This window comes from Polaribacter sp. Q13 (assembly GCF_016858305.2).
Taxonomy (GTDB): domain Bacteria; phylum Bacteroidota; class Bacteroidia; order Flavobacteriales; family Flavobacteriaceae; genus Polaribacter.
Window position 1 is genome coordinate 2,975,986 of the sequence record NZ_CP074436.1, and the last position, 23,034, is coordinate 2,999,019.

The window sequence follows — 23,034 nt, forward strand, 5'->3', positions numbered from 1 at the left end:
TGTGATAGTTTAAACACACATAAATACGGTACTCGCTTAAATAAACAACGTTACAAATGTTTAAATTGTAACAAGATTTTTAATGGAGGAAAACAAATTTCAGCAGATTTTCTTTGGGATGAATATGCCAGAGGAAAACAAACGTATATACAACTAGCAGTCAAATATGGATGCTCAAAAAGAACAATCCAACGTAAACTAGATCTTTATCAAGTAAAGCAAGTAGAAATAGCACCAAAGAAGGTTATTGTTTTAATGGATACAACCTACTGGGGCAGAAGTTTTGGGTTAATGTTGTTTAAAGACGCATACAGTAAAGAAAATCTTCTTTGGTATTACGTCAAATCAGAAACTAATACATTGTACATAAAGGGTATTAAAGAACTGAAATCTAAAGGACCTTTTTAGGGAGAAATCACATAAAGTTTGGTTGGTATTGTGTTATCACTGTTATGAGATTTCTCAGTACTTCGAAATGATCTGTGTTAAAAACCTACTATATTTTGTTAAAATTTAAAATATTTTTCTTTCTAATTTATAACATATAAATTCTTGAAATTTTCATCATAATTCTGTTTGTTTTTAGCAATAGAGAAAATTTGTTTTATTAGTTTATTAGCGAGTGCAATTTTAATTACTCTTTCGGGTTTTCCTTTTGATTCTAATCTTTGATACATTTCTATACAAGCTTTATTAACTCTTTTTGCTGACCATGAACATAGGTATAATAATTTTCTAATTTGTGATTTTCCCATCTTACAAATATGCCCTTTCCCTCTAACACTTGTACCTGATTGATATAATCTAGGACTAAACCCTACAAAAGCAATTAACTGTTTATGTGATTCAAATTTTGTGAAATTATCTGTAATTACACACATCATTATGGCTGTCTTTATACCTACGCCAGGTATTGTTTTTAGTCGGGCAATTGTTTCTTTATATGCTAGGTTACCAATTTTCTCTATTTGTTTTTCAAACTTATCAATACGTCTTTGTAAGAGTAATTCTACTTGTTTTAATTCTTTTTTAAGACTATTATTTAATAAACCCGTTACTTCAAAAGAAGCTAATTGTCTTTTTGTTTGATGTATCTGTTTTTTAAGTAGTTCTAACGCTGTGTAAAGTTGTTTTATCTCTGTACTTGCCTTACTATCAGGGCTCCATTTCTTTAAATCATATTGAGCTCCATATTCAGCAATTGTTCTTGCATCTTTTTTATCTGTTTTAGCTCTGTATAATCTTGTTTGACTATAGCGTCTAATAATTAAAGGGTTTAAAACACAAATATTAAAGTTAAAAGTGTTGAGATAAGTTGCTAATTGAACATAATAAGGACCACTAGCCTCCATTACAATCCAATCATTTTTTTCTATTAACTTTTTAAAACTTTGAAAGCCTTTTGGTACATTCTTAAATACTTTATGTTCCCATTTATCTTTTTTTAAAAAAGAAACATCAAATGTTTGTTTACTAATATCAATTCCTATAATTTTACTCATATTAAAATGTTTTATAGAAAAGTTACTACAATACTTATCAATCCTAAATGCAGACTTTAATGCCTAATGATCTGTTCAAGTTTTAAGTAGTAAAAGGGTAAAGTGATTAGCATTTCGAACGGTCTTCTATGACAAATGACAGACTATAATCTTAACCTTTACCCTATACTTTTCTGTTATTATTAATCTTAAATGTAATTAATTTTAACATAAACTTTAAGAGTTTACAAACATAGGATGACAAGTATTGTGGCTCAGTTTTGTGGTATCACTGTTATGAGATTTCTCCTATTGTCCTTTAGATTAGCAAAGTATAATTATTGAGTTTAATTCTTATATTTAAGTCCAATATAGAACTCATGTTTTATAATAAAAAAGAATGGAGTGAACTTTCCTTAAGTCTAGATTTATCAGATCTATATTTCGTATTAGTCTCCATTCTTTTATTTCCGATTACAAAGGACCAAATAGAATTTCAGTTTCGACCTTTTAAAGGTTTTAGTCAACGTAATCATTTTTTACTAACACAAAACAAAATTATGAAAATTAAACAAACTATTGGTATCGACATTAGTAAATTAACCTTTGATGTTCGTATTCACAGTAATCAGTGTTATCAAGCATTTGAGAATAACTTAAAAGGTTTTAAAGCACTTATAAAATGGGTAGAAAAAAACAACTCTATTTCTAAGGAACACACTTTATTTGTTTTGGAACACACAGGTATTTATTCTGAAGAAATCGCATCATTTTTTGATGTAAATAACTTTTATTTCGCATTAATTCCAGGTTTAGAAATAAAGAAATCTCTAGGAATATCAAGAGGAAAAGATGACAAAGTAGATGCTACAAAAATAGCATTATATGGGTATCGATTAAGAGATGAAATTAAACCATATAAACTTCCATCAAAAAACATTCATCAATTAAAACGCCTTTTAACATTAAGAGAAAGGCTAGTGAAACAAAACGCTGGTTATAAAGCAACACTTAAAGAACAGAAAAGAGTTTATACTAGAAAAGAGAATCAACTTCTTTTAGAAACTCAAGAGAAAATGATAAAATATTTTACAAAGCAAATTAAAAGTGTTGAAGCCGAAATGAACAAAATAATTAAGGCTAGTGAGCAACTTAAAAAACAATACAAACTAATTGTGAGTATTAAAGGAATTGGTAATCAAACAGCTTTATTTATGATTGTTACAACCAACGGATTTACAAAGTTTGCTTCTTGGAGAAAGTTTGCTTCATATTGTGGGATTGCTCCTTTTCCTAACACCTCTGGAACGAGTATAAGAGGTAGAACCAAAGTGAGTAATCTTGCTAATAAAAAACTCAAAAGTCTTTTTGATATGTGTGCTAAATCAGCAATACAACACAATCCAGAAATGAAGCTATTTTATAATCGAAGAGTCGAACAAGGAAAGAATAAAATGAGTACAATTAACATCATTAGAAATAAATTATTATCACGAATTTTTGCAGCTATAAAAAGACAAACTCCTTATGTAAATGTTTTAAAATATGCTGCTTAAAAATTAGTGAAATATATTTGGTAGAGTCATAGAATACAAAATGACAATTGTTGGGGTTTCTTTTGTGTTCAGTTTTTGGTACACACAGTTTTGTCATTTCGACCTTTTTTTGGGAGAAATCACATAAGGTTTGGTTGGTGTTGTGTAATCACTGTTATGGGACTTCTTCTAATATAGAAGTGTTCAGTTTAAAAGCTTCTTCGAATTCTTTATTAAAATAAAAAACCTCTTTAAGTTTTTAAACTTAAAGAGGTTGATAAATATATATGAAATATCTTTTTACTCAGCTAAAATACCACGTTTCTTAATTTCATCAATCATACGTAAAGCACCTTCTTTTACTGTGTTTTCCTTAAAGAAAAATGTTTTTTCGTGTAAAGTGTTGCCTTCGAAAAAAGAAACCTGAAAACGATTGTTTAATTTAAATAATTCAGGTTGAATAAATTCAATTTTGGCAAAAGAATTTGCAGGGAGTTTGTCTAATTTTTTACGCAATAAAGAGGTCGTTTTTGTATCAGAAAAACCTTGAGAAACAATTACCATCATTTCTAAATCTACCTTTTTGTTATTAATAATATAAACATTCCAATCATCTGTTTTATAAATATCGTTGTATTCATAAACAACAGCCATTTCTACATCTGTAACTTCGGGTATATGTATGTCTTTTTTCATAAAAATAATTAAGAAAACAATTTGTTAGTGTCTTTGTATTTTGATGTTATTACTCCTTTTAAATTATTAATAATAAGATGTTCAAAAACATTATCTACACCATATTTATCAAAAAGATTTATAGGTTCAAAAACAAAACCTTTTAGTTTTGTAAAATACAAATGGCAAAACAAATTGATATTTAAATTTTTGCTAATATACTCTTTTTCTATAGCCTCTTCTAGCAAAGGTTTTAAGTTGGTTTCTATAAAATGATCTTTAAATTTTACAAAAACAGTATCTGCTTTGTGATAATATTTTTTAATTCCATATAAAAAAGTCGGTTGAAAATAGTCTAAATATTGAAAATTAACTTTTTGAATTAAAACTATTTTTTCAACTGGATCTTCTGTAGTTTTTAGAATCTTGTCTACTTCATGCAGGTATTTTTCAATAATAAAACGAACCCCTTTAGAAATGAGTTCGTCTTTAGTCTTAAAGTGTTTGTATATGGTTTTTTTAGAAATACCAAGTTCGGAAGCGAGTTCGTTCATAGAAAAACGCTTGCTTCCAAACTTGATAAATTTTGTAATAGAACATTCTATAAGTTCTTGTTTACTAACCATTTTAAGTTATTATTTTAAACCTCCACCCAAAGCTTCGTATAAAGTAACAACAGATTGTAGTTGTTGTAATCTACTATCTATTACTTTAATTTCTGAACTTAAAGCACTTTGTCTAGCAGTTAATAAGTCTAAATATGTTGCATATCCGTTTTTTAATAATTCTTCAGAATTTGTTTCTGCTTTACGCAAAGCTTCTACTTCATTTTTTAAGAACTCATACTTTTTGTTTTCAGAATTGTAAGAGTATAGTGCATTAGAAACTTCGTTACCCGCAACTAATAAGGTTTTTTTAAATTTTAAAAGAGCTTGTTCTTGTTGTGCAATGGCAACTTCTTTTTGTGTTTTTAGCTTTCGCTGATTAAAAATAGGCTGCGTTAAACCACCAATAATATTTGCAAATAAAGAATTTGCGTTAAATAACTCATCTACATCTAAACTTTGCAATCCGCCAGAGGCAGTTAACGTTAAAGAAGGGTATAAACTACTTCTAGCAACATTTGTTAATTCGAAAGCGCTTATTAAACCGTATTCTGCAGCTACAACATCAGGTCTGTTACTTAATAATTGAGAAGCAACACCTAGTTTTATATCAGCAGTTATAGTTTGTGTATCTAAACTACTTCTATCAATTTGTTGAGGTGTTTTACCTAATAAAATACTTAGTGTATTTTCTGCTCTAAATAGGGCTACTTCTAAATCTACTTCTAAGGCTTTTGCATTATTATATTGTGCAATATTTTGATCTACTGCAACCTGGTTTGTTAAACCAGCCTCTTTTAATGCTTTAATGGTTTCTACACCTTTTTTTCTTGTATTAATAGATGTTTTGGTGATTTTTAACTGCGCATCTAAAGCTAAAATATTGTAATAAGTAGCTGCAATACTAGAAATTAATTGCGTTTTTACAGCTTGATGCCCTGCAACACTTTGTAAATAACTTGCTTGTGTTGCACGTTTATTACTACGTATTTTTCCCCAAATATCAGCTTCCCAAGAAAGAGATGCAGTAAGATCGTATTGATCTGTAGAGGTGTTTGTTAAAAACGCACCAAACTGACTGTTTTTAGACAATTCTTGATGCGTAAGATTAGCACCAATACTTGCTGTTGGCAAATAACCTGCTTTTCCTTGTTTAGCATACGCTTCTGCAGCAACTATTTGTTGAATTGCAATTCGAATGTCCATATTGTTTTGCAAACCTTCTTCTATATATTGCTGAAGATATGTATCTGTAAACAACGTTTTCCAAGATAAATCTGCCATAGATATACTATCTGATGGCAAATTATCTGTTCTGTACAAGTTTTCTGTTTCTGTAACTTCTGGTCTTGTGTACTCTTTTGCAACAAAACAACTTTGTAACGTAAAAGCCATTACAGCTAAAACGACTCCTTTTTGAAGGTTTTTGTTTTTTATAATTGATATCATCTTATTAATCTTCTTTTTGTTGAGAAATAACTGCTGGTTTACTAGAAATTTTTTCTTGTAACCATTGAAATAATATAAATAGTATCGGAATTACAAAGACTCCTAAAATGGTTCCTATTAACATTCCTCCAACGGCACCTGTACCAATAGAATTGTTTCCAGCTGCCCCAACTCCTTGAGCTAATACTAGTGGCATTAAACCAAGAATAAAGGCAAATGAAGTCATTAAAATAGGTCTTAAACGAGATTTTGCTCCATGAATAGCTGCGTCTACAATGCTTTCTCCATTTTTACGTCGCTGCAGTGCAAACTCTACAATTAATATGGCGTTCTTGGCCAGTAGCCCAATTAACATAATTAAAGCAATTTGGAAATATATATTGTTTTCCAATCCGAAGAAATAGGTGCTTATATAGGCTCCGAATACACCAAACGGAAGTGATAATACAACCGCAAATGGTAATAAATAACTTTCGTATTGTGCACTTAGTAAGAAATATACAAACAGAATACTTAAAGCAAATATAAATCCGGTTTGGTTACCAGCATTCACTTCTTCTCTTGTTAATCCAGAATATGCAATGGTATAATTACTTGGTAATTTTGCAACCTCTTCTTCAATAATTTTAATAGCATCTCCAGTACTAAAACCTTCGTTAGTAGCACCTGATATAGAGGTAGAGTTAAATAAGTTAAAACGTGTTACCGATTGTGGTCCATAAACTCGTTCTAATTTTACAAACTGTGTAATTGGCGTCATTTCACCAGAATTAGTTCTTACATACATGCTATTTAAATCATCTACCGTTGCTCTATCATCTGGTAAAGCTTGAATGTATACTCTAAATTGTTTTCCGAATTTAGAAAAATCCGAAGCATAGATACCTCCAATATAACCTTGCAGTGTAGAGAAAATACTATTAATAGGCACTCCTTTTTCTTTAGCTAAAGGCACATTTATCTCCATTTCATATTGCGGATAATTGGTGTTGAAAGAAGATTGTGCATATTTAATTTCTGGATGACTCATTAAAGCCATTGCAAATTCTTTATTAGCTTTATCTAAATCTTTAAATTCTCCTCCAAATTTATCTAATAGATTTACTTCAAAACCAGCAGAGTTACCAAAACCTCTAATACTTGGTGGCGAGAAGAAAATAATATTTGCTTCTGGAATTCCTGCTGCAATTCCAAATAATTTACCTGTAATTGCTTGCACAGAGGTTGATGGATCTTTTCGCTCGCTCCAATCTGCTAATTTTATAATACCAAAACCATAATTACTACCCGCTCCACTAATTAAACTTCTACCTTTAATCATGTTTACAGCAACGATACCTTCTACACCATTTATTCTATTGTATAAATCTCTAGCAACAGCATTTGTTCTATCTAAAGAAGCACCTGCAGGTAACTCAATATTTGCAAAAAGAATTCCTCTATCTTCATTAGGTACAAAACCTGTTGGTGTATTTTTAGATGCCCAAAAAATACCTACAATAGCGATTGCTAATAATAAAACAGGTATCCATTTTCTTTTGAATAAGAAGTGAAGAGATTTTCCATATCTTTCTACAGTAGCATTAAAACCACGATTAAATAAGGTATAAAAACGTTTTAAAGGATTTTTACCTTTTAGTTCTTCATCTTCTTTATGTGGTTTTAATAATAAAGCACACAATGCCGGACTTAAAGTTAATGCGTTTACGGCAGAAATAAGAATGGCTATAATTAAAGTAACCCCAAATTGCTCATAAAAAACACCTGTTGGCCCAGTGACAAAAGTTACCGGAATAAATACAGCTGCCATTACTAAAGTAATAGATATAATTGCCCCAGAAATTTCATTCATGGCGGTTAATGTAGCTTTTTTAGGACTCTTTTCTCCTTCATCTAATTTGGCATGCACAGCTTCTACAACCACAATGGCATCATCTACCACAATACCAATTGCAAGTACTAATGCAAATAGCGTTAATAAGTTAATTGAATAGCCAAAAACATTTAAGAAAAAGAACGTACCAATAATAGAAACCGGTACTGCAATTGCAGGAATTAAAGTAGACCTAAAATCTTGTAGAAAGATAAATACCACTAAAAACACTAATAAAAAAGCTTCCATTAAAGTACTAATTACTTTTTCTATAGATGCATTTAAAAACAAACTAGTATCATAAGGTACAAAAATATCTAATCCTTCTGGTAAGTCTTTTTTAACCGATTCTAAAGTTACTTTAATGTTTTCTATAATTTCTCTTGCATTAGATCCTTTAGTTTGAAAAATCCCCATAAATACGGCAGGGTTTCCTTTACTCATAGCGTTAGCCGCATAAGATTGTGCGTCTAGTTCTATAGTAGCTACATCATTTAAGCGAAGAAACTGTCCGTTACCTAATGCTTTTATAATAATATCTCCATATTGTTTTTCTTCTTTAAAACGACCACTATAAGTTAATGTATAAGAAAATGCTTCCCCATTATTTTGTCCTAGAGATCCTGCTGCTGCTTCTAAATTTTGCTCTTTTAAAGCTGCAGTAATATCAGAAGGTATTAATTTATATGCTGCTAGTTTTTCTGGTTTTAACCAAATACGCATTGCATAATCTTGTTGAGAGAATACACTAACATCTCCAACACCACTAATACGCTGCATAGCAGGAATTACATTTATTTTTAAATAATTCTGAATAAAAGTAGCGTCGTAATCATCACTTTCAGAATACATAGAAATAAACATTAAAGCACTTGTTTCTTGCTTTTGAGTGGTTACCCCAGTTTGTACAACCTCTGCAGGTAATAATGGAGTTGCTCTTGCTACACGGTTTTGAACGTTTACCGCAGCAATATCTGCATCTATTTCTTGATTAAAATAAACAGTAATTTCTGCTGTACCTGTATTAGATGCGGTAGAGGTAATGTACGTCATTCCTTCTACACCATTAATTTGTTCTTCTATGGGTATAATTACACTCTCTAAAACGGTTTCTGCATTGGCTCCAGCATACGAGGCAATTACCTTTATGGTTGGTGGTGCTATATCTGGATATTCTTCTATTGGTAAGCTTGTAATACTAATAACTCCAAGCAAAACTATAATAATAGAAATTACGGTTGAAAGAACGGGTCTTTCAATAAATGTTTTTAACATAACTAAATAAGTTTTGGTTTGCTAGTTTTTAAATAAAATTGCTACGGGTTTAATTGCCTCCTCAAAAGAGGTTTTTTGTGGTGTAATAGCCATACCGTTTCTTAATTTACCAACGCCAGATGCTATAATTTTATCTTTTAAATCTACACCAGATGCTACAACATATAAATTATCTATTATAGCTTTGACCTTAATAATACTGCTTGTAACCTTGTTGTCTTCACTTAATTTAAACAATATAATGTTTCCTTGTTGTTCATAAGTTGCTTGTTGTGGAATCACAATTGCATTTTCATAAACTGTTGGAATTTGAATTTTACCACTATTACCATTTGTTAATAGTTGGTTTGGATTGTTAAAAACAGCTCTTAAACTAACAGTTCCTGTGTTTTTATTTACTTGACCGCTACTTGTTTCTACTTTACCTTTTTCAGAATACGTACTTCCGTTTGCTAAAATTAAGTTGATAGCAGAATAATTGGCTAGTTTTTCTTTTAAATTGCTGCCTTTAGCATTTTGTAAAAAGTCTAAATACTCACTTTCATTTAAACTAAAAAAAGCATATACTTTACTAATATCACTAACGGTAGTTAATGGAGTTGGGTCTGAAGGACTTACCAAGGCCCCTTCTCTATAATTAATTGCACCAACAAAACCATCTACTTGGCTTCTTATAGTTCCGTAACCTATACTTGCAGAAACACTACTATAATTTGCTTTGGCTTGTGCTAAATTTGCTTTAGCAGTTTCTAATTCTACTGGACTAATAATATTTTTTTCTACCAATGGTATTAATTTGTTAACTTCTACTTGAGCAACATTAATACGTGCTTTGGCAGCACCAGCATCTTGACTTAAAGATTGTGTTTCTAATTTAAATAATACTTGTCCTTTACGTACTTTCTGGCCTTCATCTACCATTACTTTTTGAATGTATCCAGAAACCTTTGCTCTTACAGCACTATTTACAATACCCTCTATACTTGTTGGGTATTCTTTATAACCTGTTACTGTTTTAGTTTGCATGGCAACTACAGGAAATGAAGGTGCTGGTCGGCTTACAGCAGCTTTTGCTTGTTTTTCATCTTTTGAGCAACTTGCAAAGACCAAAAAGGCGCTTAATGATAGTAATGTTATTAATTTGTAATGTTTCATTTTTGTTTTGGTTTAAATATCGAATTTATTATTGGCTAGTTTTGTTTTTAATTCTTCTACAGAGGCTGTTGCACCGTCTATAAATTTTATATAATCATCATGAAAAGTTAAATCGAACTTTTCGCTAACATTTTCAATTTTAGTTGCATTTATAGTTTCTTTATATTCTTTTAATTCTAAATGCATATCACGTTCTTCGTTCCATTTATGTATCATTTCTTCTATATGCTGAAAAACCATATCTCTTTTTATGGTAAAGTATTTTTTTCGATCACCAGTTTTGGTGAAATACATAATTTTCTGTAAATCTTGTAAATGATTAAGGTGTGTAGAAATGGTACTTTTACTTGCACAAAGTATGGTTACCATATCATCAAAAGTGGCTCCTTTTTTACCTGTAAGAATTACGTAAGCTAGAATACGTGCAGCAACAGGAGCTAATTGCTCTCTGTCTTCTAAATGAACGCCTAGTTTTTCTACTAAACTCATTTTCACTTTGCAGATTTCTTCTTTCATTTTTAATTATTTTAATTCTGTTTTTATAACCGCCATAGTTAAAGCACAGTCAAATTCTTGGCAAAGATACATTGTTAGTTCGGAACAAACCGAACTAAACGAAGTTAAAATATTGTTAAAGGAAAAAGCCGATAGAAATATCGGCTTTAAGTTGTTTAAAAGTATCACAAGACGCTGTAAAATAGTGTTTTGTGGTGTTTTTAAGAAAAGAAATGATTTCTTAAAAAGAATTCGTTTTTTGTTAAATTACCAAAGTTTATAGAATTCTTCTTTAGAAATAACGTCTCCATCACATTCATCAATAGTTAATGTGTCTTCACATAATCCACCAAATTCATCTTCTTGGTTCTCATCATTATATTTAGTAACCTTTCCGTTTTTATATACCGTGATTTGTTTTAAAACTTCGTCTGCATCATTAGTTTCAAAATACCAAGTTGAGGTTCCCCAGTCTGCATATTCATCATCTCTTTCTTCGTCCCAAAATTGTGTAAAGTAGTTCATTATCTAAATTATTTTTTTATTAATATTTACAATACACGATTATACAAGCGTGTTACTTCTTTTCTTTTGTAAAGTTAGAAATTTTATAAAACCGATTTAAATTGTTCTAAGAAACGTTTATCATTTTCATAAAACATTCTAATGTCTGGTATTTGATATAATAACATGGCAATACGTTCTATTCCCATACCAAAAGCATAACCAGAATATTTTGTTGGATCTATATTTGCATTTTTCAATACATTAGGGTCTACCATTCCGCATCCCATAATTTCTAACCAACCAGTACCTTTTGTAATTCTATAATCTGTTTCTGTTTCTAATCCCCAATAAATATCTACTTCTGCACTTGGCTCTGTAAACGGGAAATAAGAAGGACGTAAACGTATTTTAGATTTACCAAACATCTCTTTTGTAAAGTATAAAAGTGTTTGTTTTAAATCGGCAAAAGAAACATCAGTATCAATATACAAACCTTCTACTTGATGAAAAATACAATGTGCTCTTGCAGAAATATCTTCGTTTCTAAAAACTCTACCTGGAGAAATTGTTCTAATAGGCGGTTTATTTTCTTCCATATAACGTACTTGTACAGATGAAGTATGTGTACGTAGTAAAATATCTGGATCTTGTTCTATAAAAAACGTGTCTTGCATATCTCTTGCCGGGTGATATTCTGGCAAGTTTAAGGCTGTAAAGTTATGCCAATCATCTTCTATCTCTGGACCTTCAGAAACCGTAAAACCAATTCTATTAAAAACGTCAATAATTTGATTTTTTACCAATGAAATTGGATGACGAGATCCTAAATTAATAGGTTCTGATGGACGCGTTAAATCTCCATAAAAAGATTTCTGACTAGAGGCATTGTCTAAAGAATCGCTTAACTCGGCAACTTTACCTTCTGCAGACTTCTTTAAATTGTTTAATGCTTGTCCAAAATCTTTACGCAATTCGGCATCTACATTTTTAAATTCGGCAAATAGATCTTTTAATAAACCTTTAGAACCTAGGTATTTAATTCTAAAAGTTTCAACTTCTTCTTTTGTAGTTGCATTAAAAGATTTTACATCGCCAATAAGTTCTTTTACTTTATCTAACATTACATAATAAATTGGGAAGCAAATTTACACATTTTTATTTTTGTTGAATCTAATTTTGTGCTGAATACTTACGTTTATTAAAGTTTTACACTAGAAAATTAATATATTGTACTTTATTAAAAAGGAATTAAAATGAAACCAAATATCTTATCAAATTTAAAAACGCATGCATTTAAAGAGGTAACTTTTGATAAATTAATGCAAAACAGGATTAATAAGGTATTAATAGTTTGTTCTAATTACGATTTTTACATGCTTGAAGAAGATGGTAGAATAGAAGAACGAATTTTTAATGAATATACTTCTTTAAACTTAAGGCACCCACCAAGTTTTATACATGCAAATTCTGCAAAGAGAGCAATTAAAATGATGGAATTTCATCAAATAGACATTGTTATTACTTGGTTAGATATTGATAATTACAATGCGTTTGAGACCTCAAAAAAAATTAAAGAGACTTTTCCAGATGTGCCAATTGCAGCGCTTAGTCATCATTCTTCTGTATTAAGAAGTAAACTAGAAAAAGAGAATACAGATAGTATCGATTTTATTTTTCATTGGAACGGAAACGCAGATATCTTTTTAGCGATTATAAAACTTACAGAAGATAGAATGAATGCAGAGGTTGACATTAATACTGTGGGTGTTAAAGCCATATTATTAGTAGAAGATTCGCTGAAGTTTTATTCTAGATATATTCCGCTTATTTATAAAGTTCTTCTTAAACAAACACAAGGATTAATGTCTGAAGGCTTGAATGAGCATAGAAAAATGCTGATAATGCGTGGAAGACCAAAAATTTTATTAGCCACTACTTACGAAGAAGGGATTAGTTTATTTGATACCTATAAAAATAATTTATTGGGTGTAATATCTGATGTTAATTATTTTAAAGATGGCGTTAGAAATAAAGAAGCTGGATTCTTATTTTTAGATTATGTAAGAAAATATAAACGTTATTTTCCTTTTTTAATGCAATCATCTAATGAAAATAATGAAAAACGAACGTTAGAATTAAAAGGTAAATTTTTATACAAACATTCAGAAACTTTAGGTGTTGATATTAAAAATTATATTATAAAATACTTTGCTTTTGGCGACTTTGAGTTTTGGGATCCTACTCAAATGGAAGTTATCGCAAAAGCCAAAGATCTAAGTGAATTTCAAAAAGCCATAAAAATTGTTTCAGAAGATTGCTTGATGTATCATGCCACAAGAAGTGAGTTTTCTAAATGGTTAAAATCTAGAGCACTTTTTCCTTTAGCAGATTTATTAAGTGTTATAGAATATGATGAATTTGAAAACAATGATCAAATTCGAGAATTTTTAATTAATTCTATAAAAGCCTATCTGGTCTACAGATCTAGAGGTGTTATTGTAAAATTTAATAAAAACAATTATGATGAGTTTGTTGTCTATGCAAGAATTGGCGAAGGCAATTTAGGAGGAAAAGGTAGAGGTTTGGCATTTATAGATTCCTTTTTAAAACGCAATAATTTATATAATAAATATGAAAACGTAAGTATTACCATACCAAGAACCGTTGTAATAAGTACCGAAGTTTTTGATCAGTTTATAGAAACCCACAAACTAATTAAGTTTGTTGCAGATTGCATAGATGATGATAAAATATTAAATGAATTTATCTCAAAAGATTTACCTGAGTGGGCTTTAGAAGATATTACGGCATTTTTAAAAACCACCAAATGTCCAATTGCTGTTCGGTCTTCTAGTATGTTAGAAGATTCTAATCATCAGCCATTTGCAGGTGTTTTTGCAACCTATATGATTCCAGATTCTGACATAGATAAAAAAGTAGAAATGGTTTCTAATGCAATTAAATCTGTAATAGCATCTGCTTTTTTTCAAAGTAGTAAATCTTATTTAAAAGCAATAGCACATACCATAGAAGAAGATAAAATGGCTGTAATTTTACAAGAAGTTACAGGTAAACAATACCAAGATGTCTATTATCCAAATATTTCTGGAGTAGCACGCTCTATTAATTTTTATCCAATTGGAGATGAAAAGGCTAGTGAAGGTATTGCAAATATTGCGCTTGGTTTAGGTGAAATTATTGTTGGTGGCGGACAAACATTACGTTTTTCACCACGTTATCCTAAAAAAATCTTGCAATTATCTTCTCCAGGATCTACGCAAAGAGATACACAACAGTATTTTTATGGTTTAAATTTAGATCCAGAGAGTTATAAGGTTTCTACTTGTGAAGCCATCAATAAAAAGAAAATAACAATTAGACAGGCAGAAAAACATGGATCTCTAAAGTTTGTAGCATCTACCTACGATTTACAAAATAATACCATTAGGCCAGGTGTAATGCATGATGGTATTCGTGTAATTACGTTCGATAATATTTTAAAATACAATACGTTTCCGTTGCCAGCAATTTTACAAGAACTCTTACGAGTAGGACAGCGAGAAATGAGAAGTCCTATAGAAATAGAATTTGCTGTAAAGTTAGATGTTCCATCAGGAAAACCTAAAGAATTTAGTTTTTTACAGATAAGACCTATTATAGAAAGCATGGAAACAGCTAGCAAATTACCAAAAAATTTAGATATTTCTGATACCATAATTTATTCTGAATCTGCTTTAGGGAATGGTAAATATCAAAACATTTGTGACGTAGTTTATGTAAAACCAGAAACGTTTAATTCGGCAAATACAAGAGCAATTGCAAACGCAGTTGAAGAAATTAATAAAAAATTTGTGGCATTAGACAAACCTTATATTTTGGTAGGTCCAGGTCGTTGGGGGTCTAGCGATTCTTGGTTAGGTATTCCAGTACTTTGGTCTCAAATTTCTGCTGCAAAAATAATTGTAGAATCTGGTTTAAATGATTTTAGAATAGATCCAAGTCAGGGAACTCATTTTTTTCAAAATTTAACCTCATTTAAAGTAGGGTATTTAACCGTAAATCCGTTTATAAAAGATGGTTTTTTTGACGTAGCTTATTTAAATAAACAAGAAGCTGTTTTTGAAGATACTTATTTAAGACATATTTCTTTTAAAAAGGACCTTACAGTTATTATAGATGGAGAAAATAATAAAGCGGCTATCTTTAAAGAGGGTATTTCGTTAGAAAATAATAATTCAAATATAAAAGAATCATTTGATGAATTACCTCCGGATGGTTTTATTTAGAATGTATATATAATAAAAAAATACTTTCAATAATATGAAAAATATTCATATTCATAAAAAAAGCATAAAATATCAATAATGTATCAAAAAATACGATAAACGTTTTATTTGTTATCAATTTTAAAATGTATTTTTGATCTTAAATTTATTTAATAAAAAGTTATTAATTATATTATTATGAATGTAAAAGAAATTTTAACAAATTTAGAAACTAAACACCCTGGTGAAAAAGAATATTTACAGGCTGTTAAGGAAGTTTTAGAGTCTATTGAGGATATATATAATGAAAACCCACAATACGAAGCGTCTAAAATAATTGAACGTTTAGTAGAGCCAGATCGAATTTTAACATTTAGAGTTTCTTGGATTGATGATGCTGGCCAGGTACAAGTAAATTTAGGACATAGAGTACAATATAATAATGCATTAGGGCCTTACAAAGGAGGGATTCGTTTACACCCAAGTGTAAATTTAAGTATCTTAAAGTTTTTAGGATTTGAACAAATATTTAAAAATGCCTTAACAACACTACCTATGGGAGGTGGAAAAGGAGGTTCTGATTTTAGTCCAAAAGGAAAATCGGACACAGAAATTATGCGTTTTTGTCAAGCATTTATGCTAGAGTTATGGAGAATGATTGGCCCGAGTACAGATGTGCCAGCAGGAGATATTGGTACTGGTGGTAGAGAAATTGGGTTTATGTATGGTATGTATAAAAAACTACAGCAAGAACATACAGGCGTTTTTACCGGAAAAGGTTTAAATTGGGGAGGAAGCTTAATTAGACCAGAAGCAACTGGTTTTGGAGGTGTTTACTTTACAAAACAAATGTTAGAAACTAAAAATGATGATTTTAAAGGAAAAATAATTGCACTTTCTGGTTTTGGAAATGTAACTTGGGGTGTTGCTTTAAAAATTACCGAATTAGGCGGTAAAGTAGTTACAATTTCTGGTCCTGATGGATATATTTATGATGAAGCAGGATTAGATGAAGATAAAATTAGTTACTTATTACAATTAAGAGCTACTAATAATGACATTGTTTCTCCCTATGCAGATGAATTTCCAGAAGCTAAATTTTATCCTAATGAAAAACCTTGGGGTGTAAAATGTGATATTGCAATGCCTTGTGCTACTCAAAATGAATTAAATGGAGATGATGCAACAAAATTAGTTGCAAATGGTGTACAATATATAGCAGAAGTTTCTAATATGGGTTGTACTCCAGAGGCTGTTCATATCTTTCATAACGCCAAAATTTTATACGGACCAGGTAAAGCTGTAAATGCCGGTGGAGTGGGAGTTTCTGGTTTAGAAATGTCTCAAAATGCCATGAAACTAAACTGGACTAAAGAAGAAGTAGATGATAAATTACATCAAATAATGCATTCTATTCATACAGCTTGTTTAAAATATGGAACAGAAGAAGATGGTTATATAAATTATGTAAAAGGAGCAAATATTGCTGGTTTTATTAAAGTAGCAGATTCTATGATAGATTTAGGAGTTATATAAAGTAAATATATTTTAAGAAAAAAACGCATCATTTTTTGATGCGTTTTTTTTTGCTTTTTATAGAAATATAAATGGGGGTCTTGGCTTTAAAAGCAAAATGGCCTTTTATAGAATAACAATGATATTTATTTAAGAAACACAACTAACAATAGGATTTTATTAAATACAGGAAGTGGAAGTTTTATAGATAATAACAGTATGAAATGTAAAGCATTATACGGGGCTTTTTTAGTGTTATTTTAATTTTGTGATATTAAAAAACTCTTATCTTTACGGTGTTAAATTTTTATAATATTCGTAAAAAATCATATCAAAAATTATGGAGTTAAAAATTAAAGAATTTATGGAAATGGTTAAAACAAGAAATAACCATGAACCAGAATTTTTACAGGCTGTACAAGAAGTTGCAGAAACTGTAATTCCTTATATTAATAATCATAAAATTTATAAAGGAAAAAGTATTCTATTAAGAATGGTAGAACCAGAAAGGTTAATATCATTTAGAGTTTCTTGGGTAAATGATAATGAAGAAATACAAGTTAATAGAGGATATAGAATTCAAATGAATTCTGCAATCGGGCCTTATAAAGGTGGTTTGCGTTTTCATCCAACGGTAAATGCAAGTATTTTAAAGTTTTTAGCTTTTGAACAAGTGTTTAAAAACTCTTTAACAACTTTGCCTATGGGTGGCGGAAAAGGTGGTTCAGACTTTGATCCTAAAGGGAAATCAGATAACGAAATTATGCGTTTCTGTCATTCTTTTATGACAGAATTGTATAGACATATTGGTCACAATACAGATGTGCCTGCAGGAGATATTGGTGTTGGAGCTAGAGAAATAGGTTATATGTTTGGTATGTATAAAAAACTAAACAATACTTTTACAGGTGTTTTAACAGGTAAAGGGGCTTCTTGGGGTGGTTCTTTAATTAGACCAGAAGCAACAGGATATGGAAACGTATATTTTGCTCAAAATATGTTAAAAAGAAAAGGAGATTCTATTAAAAGAAAAATAGTAGTTATTTCTGGATCTGGAAATGTTGCGCAATATGCCGCAGAAAAAGCAATAGAATTAGGTGCAAAAGTGGTTGCTTTATCGGATTCTGCTGGTTATATTTATGATGCAGAAGGTATCGATACAGAAAAATTAAAACACGTTATGTTTATTAAAAACGAAAAACGTGGAAGAATTAGTGAATATGTAGTCAAATATCCAAATGCTAAATTTGTGGCAGGAGCAAGACCTTGGTCTATAAAATGTGATATTGCTTTGCCTTGTGCAACGCAAAACGAGTTAAATGGTGAAGAAGCAAAAGAACTAATTAAGAATGGTTGTATGTGTGTTTCTGAAGGTGCAAATATGCCTTCTACTCCAGAAGCAATTCACGAATTTCAAAAAGCAAAAATTTTATTTGCTCCAGGAAAAGCATCTAATGCAGGCGGTGTTGCAACTTCTGGTTTAGAAATGAGTCAGAATTCATTACGTTTAAGTTGGACTCGTAAAGAGGTTAATGATAAGTTGAAAGTAATTATGGAAGATATTCATAATTCTTGTGTGCAATATGGGGAAAATAAAGATGGGTCTATAGACTATATTAAAGGAGCAAATATTGCAGGTTTTGTAAAGGTTGCAGACGCAATGTTAGCGCAAGGTGTGGTATAAATTATAAAGCTTTATTTAAAATTTTAAAACGCATCAATTTTTTTTGATGCGTTTTTTTGTGTAACTTATTTAAAAAAGTTGTTTGTTTTTACGTTTAAATATTTATATTTTTTGATGATACTTATCTCTCTTTTTTTCTTCGGATTTCTCTTTTCTTTTGTAGGGTCTATAACACCAAGTATGTTAAACATGTCTGCGCTTAAAATTAGTTTAGAAAAAGGAAAAGCAGCAACAAATAAATATGCTTTAGGGGTTTCTTTAATTATAGTACCGCAAGTAATAATTGCAGTTATTTTAACAAAATACGTTTCAGAAAACCCTACTATTTTAGAAACCTTAGAAAAAGCCGGAATTGTTATTTTTATGGCATTATCATACTATTTTTATAGAGAATCTAAGAAAGGTAAAATTGTGGTGGAAGGAGTAAAAGCAAAGGATGTAAACCCATTATTAACCGGAATTACATTGTCTGTTTTAAATATGTTTTCTATTCCTTTTTTTAGCGGAACCATAATTACGTTAGATGTTTTTAATCTTTTTAGTTTCGAATACATTCCTGTTCTATTTTTTACTTTAGGAGCTGTAATTGGTACTTATTATATTCTTTTTTTATATGGAAAGTTTGCTAGAATAATTCAACAAAAAACCGGAAAATTAACAAAGGACATCAATATAATTTTGGCTATTTTAACAGGTTTAGTGGCTGTTTTTTCTCTTATAAAACAGTTGTTTTAATAAGAATCGTAATTTTATACATAAATTTCGACTTAATTGTTACTAAATAAAGTAACATGATTTCTCTTTTTTTCTTTGGGTTTGTTTTTTCCTTTTTAGGATACACGTTACCAAGTGTTTTAAACATGACTGCTTTAAAAATTAGTTTAGAGACTAATAAAAGAGAGTTTACTAAGTTTACTTTAGGTGTTTCTTTGGTTGTTTTTGTACAAGTTTTTGTGTCCATTTATATTTTAGAGTACATTTTAGAAAACCCAACATTTATAGAAATATTAGAAAAAACTGGCATTGTTGTCCTTATTTTTTTATCAATTTATTTTTATAAACAGAATCAGAAAGAAAAGAAACAAGTAGAAGTTAAACAGAAAAACTCTTTTTTTACAGGTATTATTTTATCTTTATTAAACATGTTTGCAATTCCTTTTTTCTGCGGATCGGCAGCGCTTTTAATTACATTTAATGGTTTTAGTTTTAATCTTGCTTCAACATTTTTTTTTATGTTTGGTTCTGTAGTTGGTACCTATTTTATACTGTATTTATATGGTCGGTTTGCAAAATTAATTCAACAAAAAACAGGGAGTTTAACCAATAACATAAATTTGTTATTAAGTTTTATTACAGGTGGTTTTGCTTTGGTTACATTTCTTAAATTTGTAGTATAATTTACAAAAGATGAAAATAATTAAAAATATAGTTGTTAAAGGAAAACACAGTAAACCTATTGTAACAGATGTTTTTTACAAAGAAGATCATCAACCCAAAAAAATAGTAATTTTTTGTCATGGATATAAAGGTTTTAAAGATTGGGGCGCTTGGAATTTAATGGCAAAATCGTTTTCAAAGGCAGGCTTTTTCTTTATAAAATTTAATTTTTCCTATAATGGAGGAACTGTTGAACAGCCTATAGATTTTCCGGATTTAGAAGCTTTTGGTAATAATAATTATACCAAAGAATTAGACGATTTAGAGTGTGTTTTGGATTGGATTTCATCCGAAGAAAAATATAAAAAGGAAGTTGATGTAAACGATATTTCTATAATTGGTCATAGTAGAGGTGGTGGAATTGTACTCTTAAAAGCAAGTGAAGATGCAAGAGTAAAAAAGGTAATTACGTTATCTGCAGTTTCAGATTTTGGCTCAAGAACTTCAACTATTGGCGATTTAGAAAATTGGAAAAAAACAGGCGTAAAATATGTTTTAAACGGACGGACAAAGCAGAATATGCCTCATTTTTATCAGTTTTATTTAGATTTTAAGGAAAACGAAGAACGCTTAAATATTCAGAAAGCTGTTGAGAATTTAAAAATAGCGCAGTTAATAATTCACGGAAATAAAGATACTTCTGTTTCTATTGATGAAGGGAAAAATATACATTCTTGGAATAGGGAAAGTAAATTTGAAATTATCAAAAATGCAGATCATGTTTTTAATACTTCTCATCCTTGGAAAAAAGAAAACATGTCTAAAGAATTAGAAGAGGTAACTGAGCTTTGTATAGATTTTTTAAAGAGTTAGACTTAGTAAAGCAAATCTGTCATTTCTACGCTAGGAGAAATCCCGTAACAGTGATACCATAAGGCCGAGTAACTTTATGTAATTTCTCCCAAAAGGTCGAAAAGACAAAACTGAACGGATAAAGACACCTAATTTGTCATTTCTACGTTAGGAGAAATCTCATAACAGTAATCTCAAAACAACGAGCAACATTATGAGGTTTCTCTTTCTACATTAGAAAAGACAAGCAGCGTTAAAAAACACTGAATACTGCTACTGTAAACCGAATACTAATTACCGCTTTCTAACTCCAAAACTTTCTGAATCATCTTATCATCTTGATGCATAATTCTGTAAAAACCAACATCACCAAAAAGTGTGTTTGCAATAGCTGCGTTTAAGTATTTTTTTAAACTCTGTTTGGTTTTAAGAGACGGCTTAGAGGTTTCTTTAATGCTAGATAAAAAAGTATCAAAAACAGATTCATCTTTGTCAAAATCAGTAATAAAGCTATCTATAGTCCATTTTTGAAGTTTCTTTCTATTATTATCTACATAATCAAACGCAAAATTATTTACAGAATTAAAGTAGAAACTAGTCATGTAAGAAGTGGTGTCTATGGGTACAAAAACATCTGGAATAATACCACCACCGCCATAAACAACTTTTCCTTTTGGAGTTGTAAATTTTAATGAATCTACCACTTTTATGCTGTCTCTACTTAGCAACTCTCCGTTAGCAATTCTATTCTGAAAATCATTATAATAATTTTTATTTCCTTTATGGTTATAAGGTTTCTGAATAGATCTACCTGTTGGAGTATAATAACGAGCTGTTGTTAATCGCACTGCAGAACCATCACCTAAATCCATTTCTATTTGTACCAAACCTTTCCCAAAAGAGCGGCGCCCAATAATAGTACCTTTATCATTATCTTGTAAAGCCCCCGCAACAATTTCTGATGCAGAAGCAGAGTTTTCATCAATTAAAACATACAAACCACCTTTTTCAAAATCGCCTTTATCGGTTGCAAAAGACTCTTCAATTTTATTCTTATTGTTTTTGGTAAAAACAATGAGTTTGTCGTCTTCTAAAAATTCATCAATTATACTGGTAGCAATATCTACAAATCCACCACCATTTCCACGTAAATCTAACACCAAATCTTTCATTCCATCATCAATTAAGGAATGTAAAGAAGATTGGAATTCACGATACGTGTTTCTAGCAAAACGATCTAACTTAATATAACCAAGAGAGTCGTTAATCATATACGCTAAATCAACACTTTTAATATTTACATTGCCACGAGTAACGGAAACCGTAAACGTAGAATCGATACTTTTCCTATAAATTTTAAGAGCAACTTTGGTATCTGGTTTTCCTTTTAAATAACCAGGTACTTTATCTGTAAACATGTCTTTACCATACAAAGTATCTGCATTTGCCATTAAAATTCGATCTCCAGCCTTAATGCCTGCTTTTATACTTGGGCCACCTTTTATAGGTTGAATTACAGTAATAGAGTCATTTATCATTCTAAATTGAACTCCAATTCCCACAAAATTACCCTGCATATTTTCTGTTACAGCTTGCAAGTTTTCTTTAGGAATATACACAGAATGTGGGTCTAATTTACCTAACATTTGCGTAATAGCACCATCTAAAAGGCTCTCTGTGTTTACGGTATCTACATAATCTTTTTCAATAAAATTAATGAGTCTTTTTATCTTCAGTTCTTGAGAAGAATTCTTATTTAAAGACAGCATATTGGTAGAGCTTCCATTTAATGAAACCCCAATTAGTAGGCCAAAAATAACAGCTAAAGCTAAATATATAGGTTGGTTGTTTTTATTTTTCATAAGGTAAATGCATAATTTCTACGCCTGCTTTTTCTAGAAAATCGATACCAGAAGTATCCTTGTAAGACTCTGCATACACAACACGTTTTATTCCTGCTTGGTGAATTAATTTGCTGCACTGTGTGCACGGAGATAACGTAATATATAAGGTAGCACCTTCTGCAGATTGGGTAGAAGAGGCCACTTTTAAGATGGCATTTGCTTCTGCGTGTAAAACTTCCCACTTTGTAACTCCATTACAATCTTCGCAAGAATTATCAAAACCAGTAGGAGTTCCGTTAAAGCCGTCAGAAATTATCATTCGGCCTTTTACAATTAATGCGCCTACTTGTTTACGTTTACAATGAGAGAGTTTTCCCCATTCGCGAGCCATTTTTAAATAAGCTCTATCGTATTTTAATTGTTTTTTTTCAGTCATACAGAACGAAA

At 30.3% G+C, this 23,034-nt stretch carries 18 protein-coding genes; 7 read left to right on the top strand and 11 right to left on the bottom strand.

Annotation, left to right across the window (positions count from 1 at the left end):
• Positions 1-530: 530 nt before the first annotated feature.
• Entirely contained in the window at positions 531-1,502 is a 972-nt protein-coding gene (locus JOP69_RS12450; RefSeq protein ID WP_215602591.1) for an IS110 family transposase, read from the bottom strand.
• A 539-nt stretch (positions 1,503-2,041) separates the two neighbouring features.
• Between JOP69_RS12450 and JOP69_RS12455 the strand changes: the two genes are divergently transcribed.
• Positions 2,042-3,037 (top strand): IS110 family transposase, encoded by a 996-nt coding sequence (locus tag JOP69_RS12455; protein WP_215602593.1) that lies wholly within the window; start codon positions 2,042-2,044, stop codon positions 3,035-3,037.
• 279 nt (positions 3,038-3,316) lie between these two features.
• Here JOP69_RS12455 and JOP69_RS12460 read toward each other — a convergent pair whose 3' ends face one another.
• The 8 genes from JOP69_RS12460 to pheS form a co-directional block, all read right to left on the bottom strand.
• Positions 3,317-3,712, bottom strand: a complete 396-nt coding sequence (locus tag JOP69_RS12460; RefSeq protein ID WP_203395110.1) for a hypothetical protein — start codon at positions 3,710-3,712, stop codon at positions 3,317-3,319.
• A gap of 8 nt (positions 3,713-3,720) precedes the next feature.
• A complete protein-coding gene (locus JOP69_RS12465; RefSeq protein WP_203395111.1) occupies positions 3,721-4,317 on the bottom strand; it encodes a TetR/AcrR family transcriptional regulator in 597 nt (198 codons plus the stop codon).
• A gap of 9 nt (positions 4,318-4,326) precedes the next feature.
• Positions 4,327-5,745: an efflux transporter outer membrane subunit gene (locus tag JOP69_RS12470; RefSeq protein ID WP_203395112.1), complete on the bottom strand. Its 1,419-nt coding sequence runs from the start codon at positions 5,743-5,745 to the stop codon at positions 4,327-4,329.
• Positions 5,746-5,749: 4 nt separating this feature from the next.
• A complete protein-coding gene (locus JOP69_RS12475) occupies positions 5,750-8,893 on the bottom strand; it encodes an efflux RND transporter permease subunit (RefSeq protein ID WP_203395113.1) in 3,144 nt (1,047 codons plus the stop codon).
• A gap of 21 nt (positions 8,894-8,914) precedes the next feature.
• Positions 8,915-10,048 carry an efflux RND transporter periplasmic adaptor subunit gene (locus tag JOP69_RS12480; RefSeq protein ID WP_203395114.1) on the bottom strand — a complete coding sequence of 378 codons (1,134 nt, stop codon included), beginning with the start codon at positions 10,046-10,048 and terminating at the stop codon, positions 8,915-8,917.
• Between the two features lie 12 nt (positions 10,049-10,060).
• Entirely contained in the window at positions 10,061-10,564 is a 504-nt protein-coding gene (locus tag JOP69_RS12485) for a GbsR/MarR family transcriptional regulator (RefSeq protein WP_203395115.1), read from the bottom strand.
• A gap of 246 nt (positions 10,565-10,810) precedes the next feature.
• Entirely contained in the window at positions 10,811-11,068 is a 258-nt protein-coding gene (locus JOP69_RS12490; RefSeq protein WP_203395116.1) for a hypothetical protein, read from the bottom strand.
• 83 nt (positions 11,069-11,151) lie between these two features.
• On the bottom strand, positions 11,152-12,171 hold the full coding sequence (gene pheS, locus JOP69_RS12495; protein ID WP_203395117.1) for a phenylalanine--tRNA ligase subunit alpha: 1,020 nt from the start codon (positions 12,169-12,171) through the stop codon (positions 11,152-11,154).
• Positions 12,172-12,303: 132 nt separating this feature from the next.
• On the opposite strand from pheS, the gene JOP69_RS12500 reads away from it, so the two are divergent.
• From JOP69_RS12500 to JOP69_RS12525, 6 genes are all read left to right on the top strand, one after another.
• Positions 12,304-15,336: a PEP/pyruvate-binding domain-containing protein gene (locus tag JOP69_RS12500; protein ID WP_203395118.1), complete on the top strand. Its 3,033-nt coding sequence runs from the start codon at positions 12,304-12,306 to the stop codon at positions 15,334-15,336.
• Positions 15,337-15,513: 177 nt separating this feature from the next.
• Positions 15,514-16,851, top strand: coding sequence for an NADP-specific glutamate dehydrogenase (gene gdhA, locus JOP69_RS12505; protein ID WP_203395119.1), 1,338 nt, complete (start codon positions 15,514-15,516; stop codon positions 16,849-16,851).
• A gap of 319 nt (positions 16,852-17,170) precedes the next feature.
• On the top strand, positions 17,171-18,514 hold the full coding sequence (gene gdhA / locus JOP69_RS12510) for an NADP-specific glutamate dehydrogenase (protein WP_203395120.1): 1,344 nt from the start codon (positions 17,171-17,173) through the stop codon (positions 18,512-18,514).
• A gap of 114 nt (positions 18,515-18,628) precedes the next feature.
• The gene (locus JOP69_RS12515) at positions 18,629-19,249 is read left to right on the top strand and encodes a glutamate dehydrogenase (RefSeq protein ID WP_203395130.1); all 621 of its coding nucleotides are present in this window, start codon (positions 18,629-18,631) and stop codon (positions 19,247-19,249) included.
• A gap of 56 nt (positions 19,250-19,305) precedes the next feature.
• Positions 19,306-19,911 (top strand): LysE family transporter, encoded by a 606-nt coding sequence (locus JOP69_RS12520; protein ID WP_203395121.1) that lies wholly within the window; start codon positions 19,306-19,308, stop codon positions 19,909-19,911.
• Between the two features lie 10 nt (positions 19,912-19,921).
• Entirely contained in the window at positions 19,922-20,764 is an 843-nt protein-coding gene (locus JOP69_RS12525) for a S9 family peptidase (protein ID WP_203395122.1), read from the top strand.
• A 269-nt stretch (positions 20,765-21,033) separates the two neighbouring features.
• On the opposite strand, the gene JOP69_RS12530 is transcribed toward JOP69_RS12525, so the two are convergent.
• Together JOP69_RS12530 and JOP69_RS12535 are read right to left on the bottom strand one after the other, a co-directional pair.
• On the bottom strand, positions 21,034-22,605 hold the full coding sequence (locus JOP69_RS12530) for a S41 family peptidase (RefSeq protein WP_203395123.1): 1,572 nt from the start codon (positions 22,603-22,605) through the stop codon (positions 21,034-21,036).
• The gene (locus tag JOP69_RS12535) at positions 22,595-23,023 is read right to left on the bottom strand and encodes a dCMP deaminase family protein (RefSeq protein ID WP_203395124.1); all 429 of its coding nucleotides are present in this window, start codon (positions 23,021-23,023) and stop codon (positions 22,595-22,597) included. The genes JOP69_RS12530 and JOP69_RS12535 overlap by 11 nt, the downstream gene beginning before the upstream one ends.
• Positions 23,024-23,034: the final 11 nt, after the last annotated feature.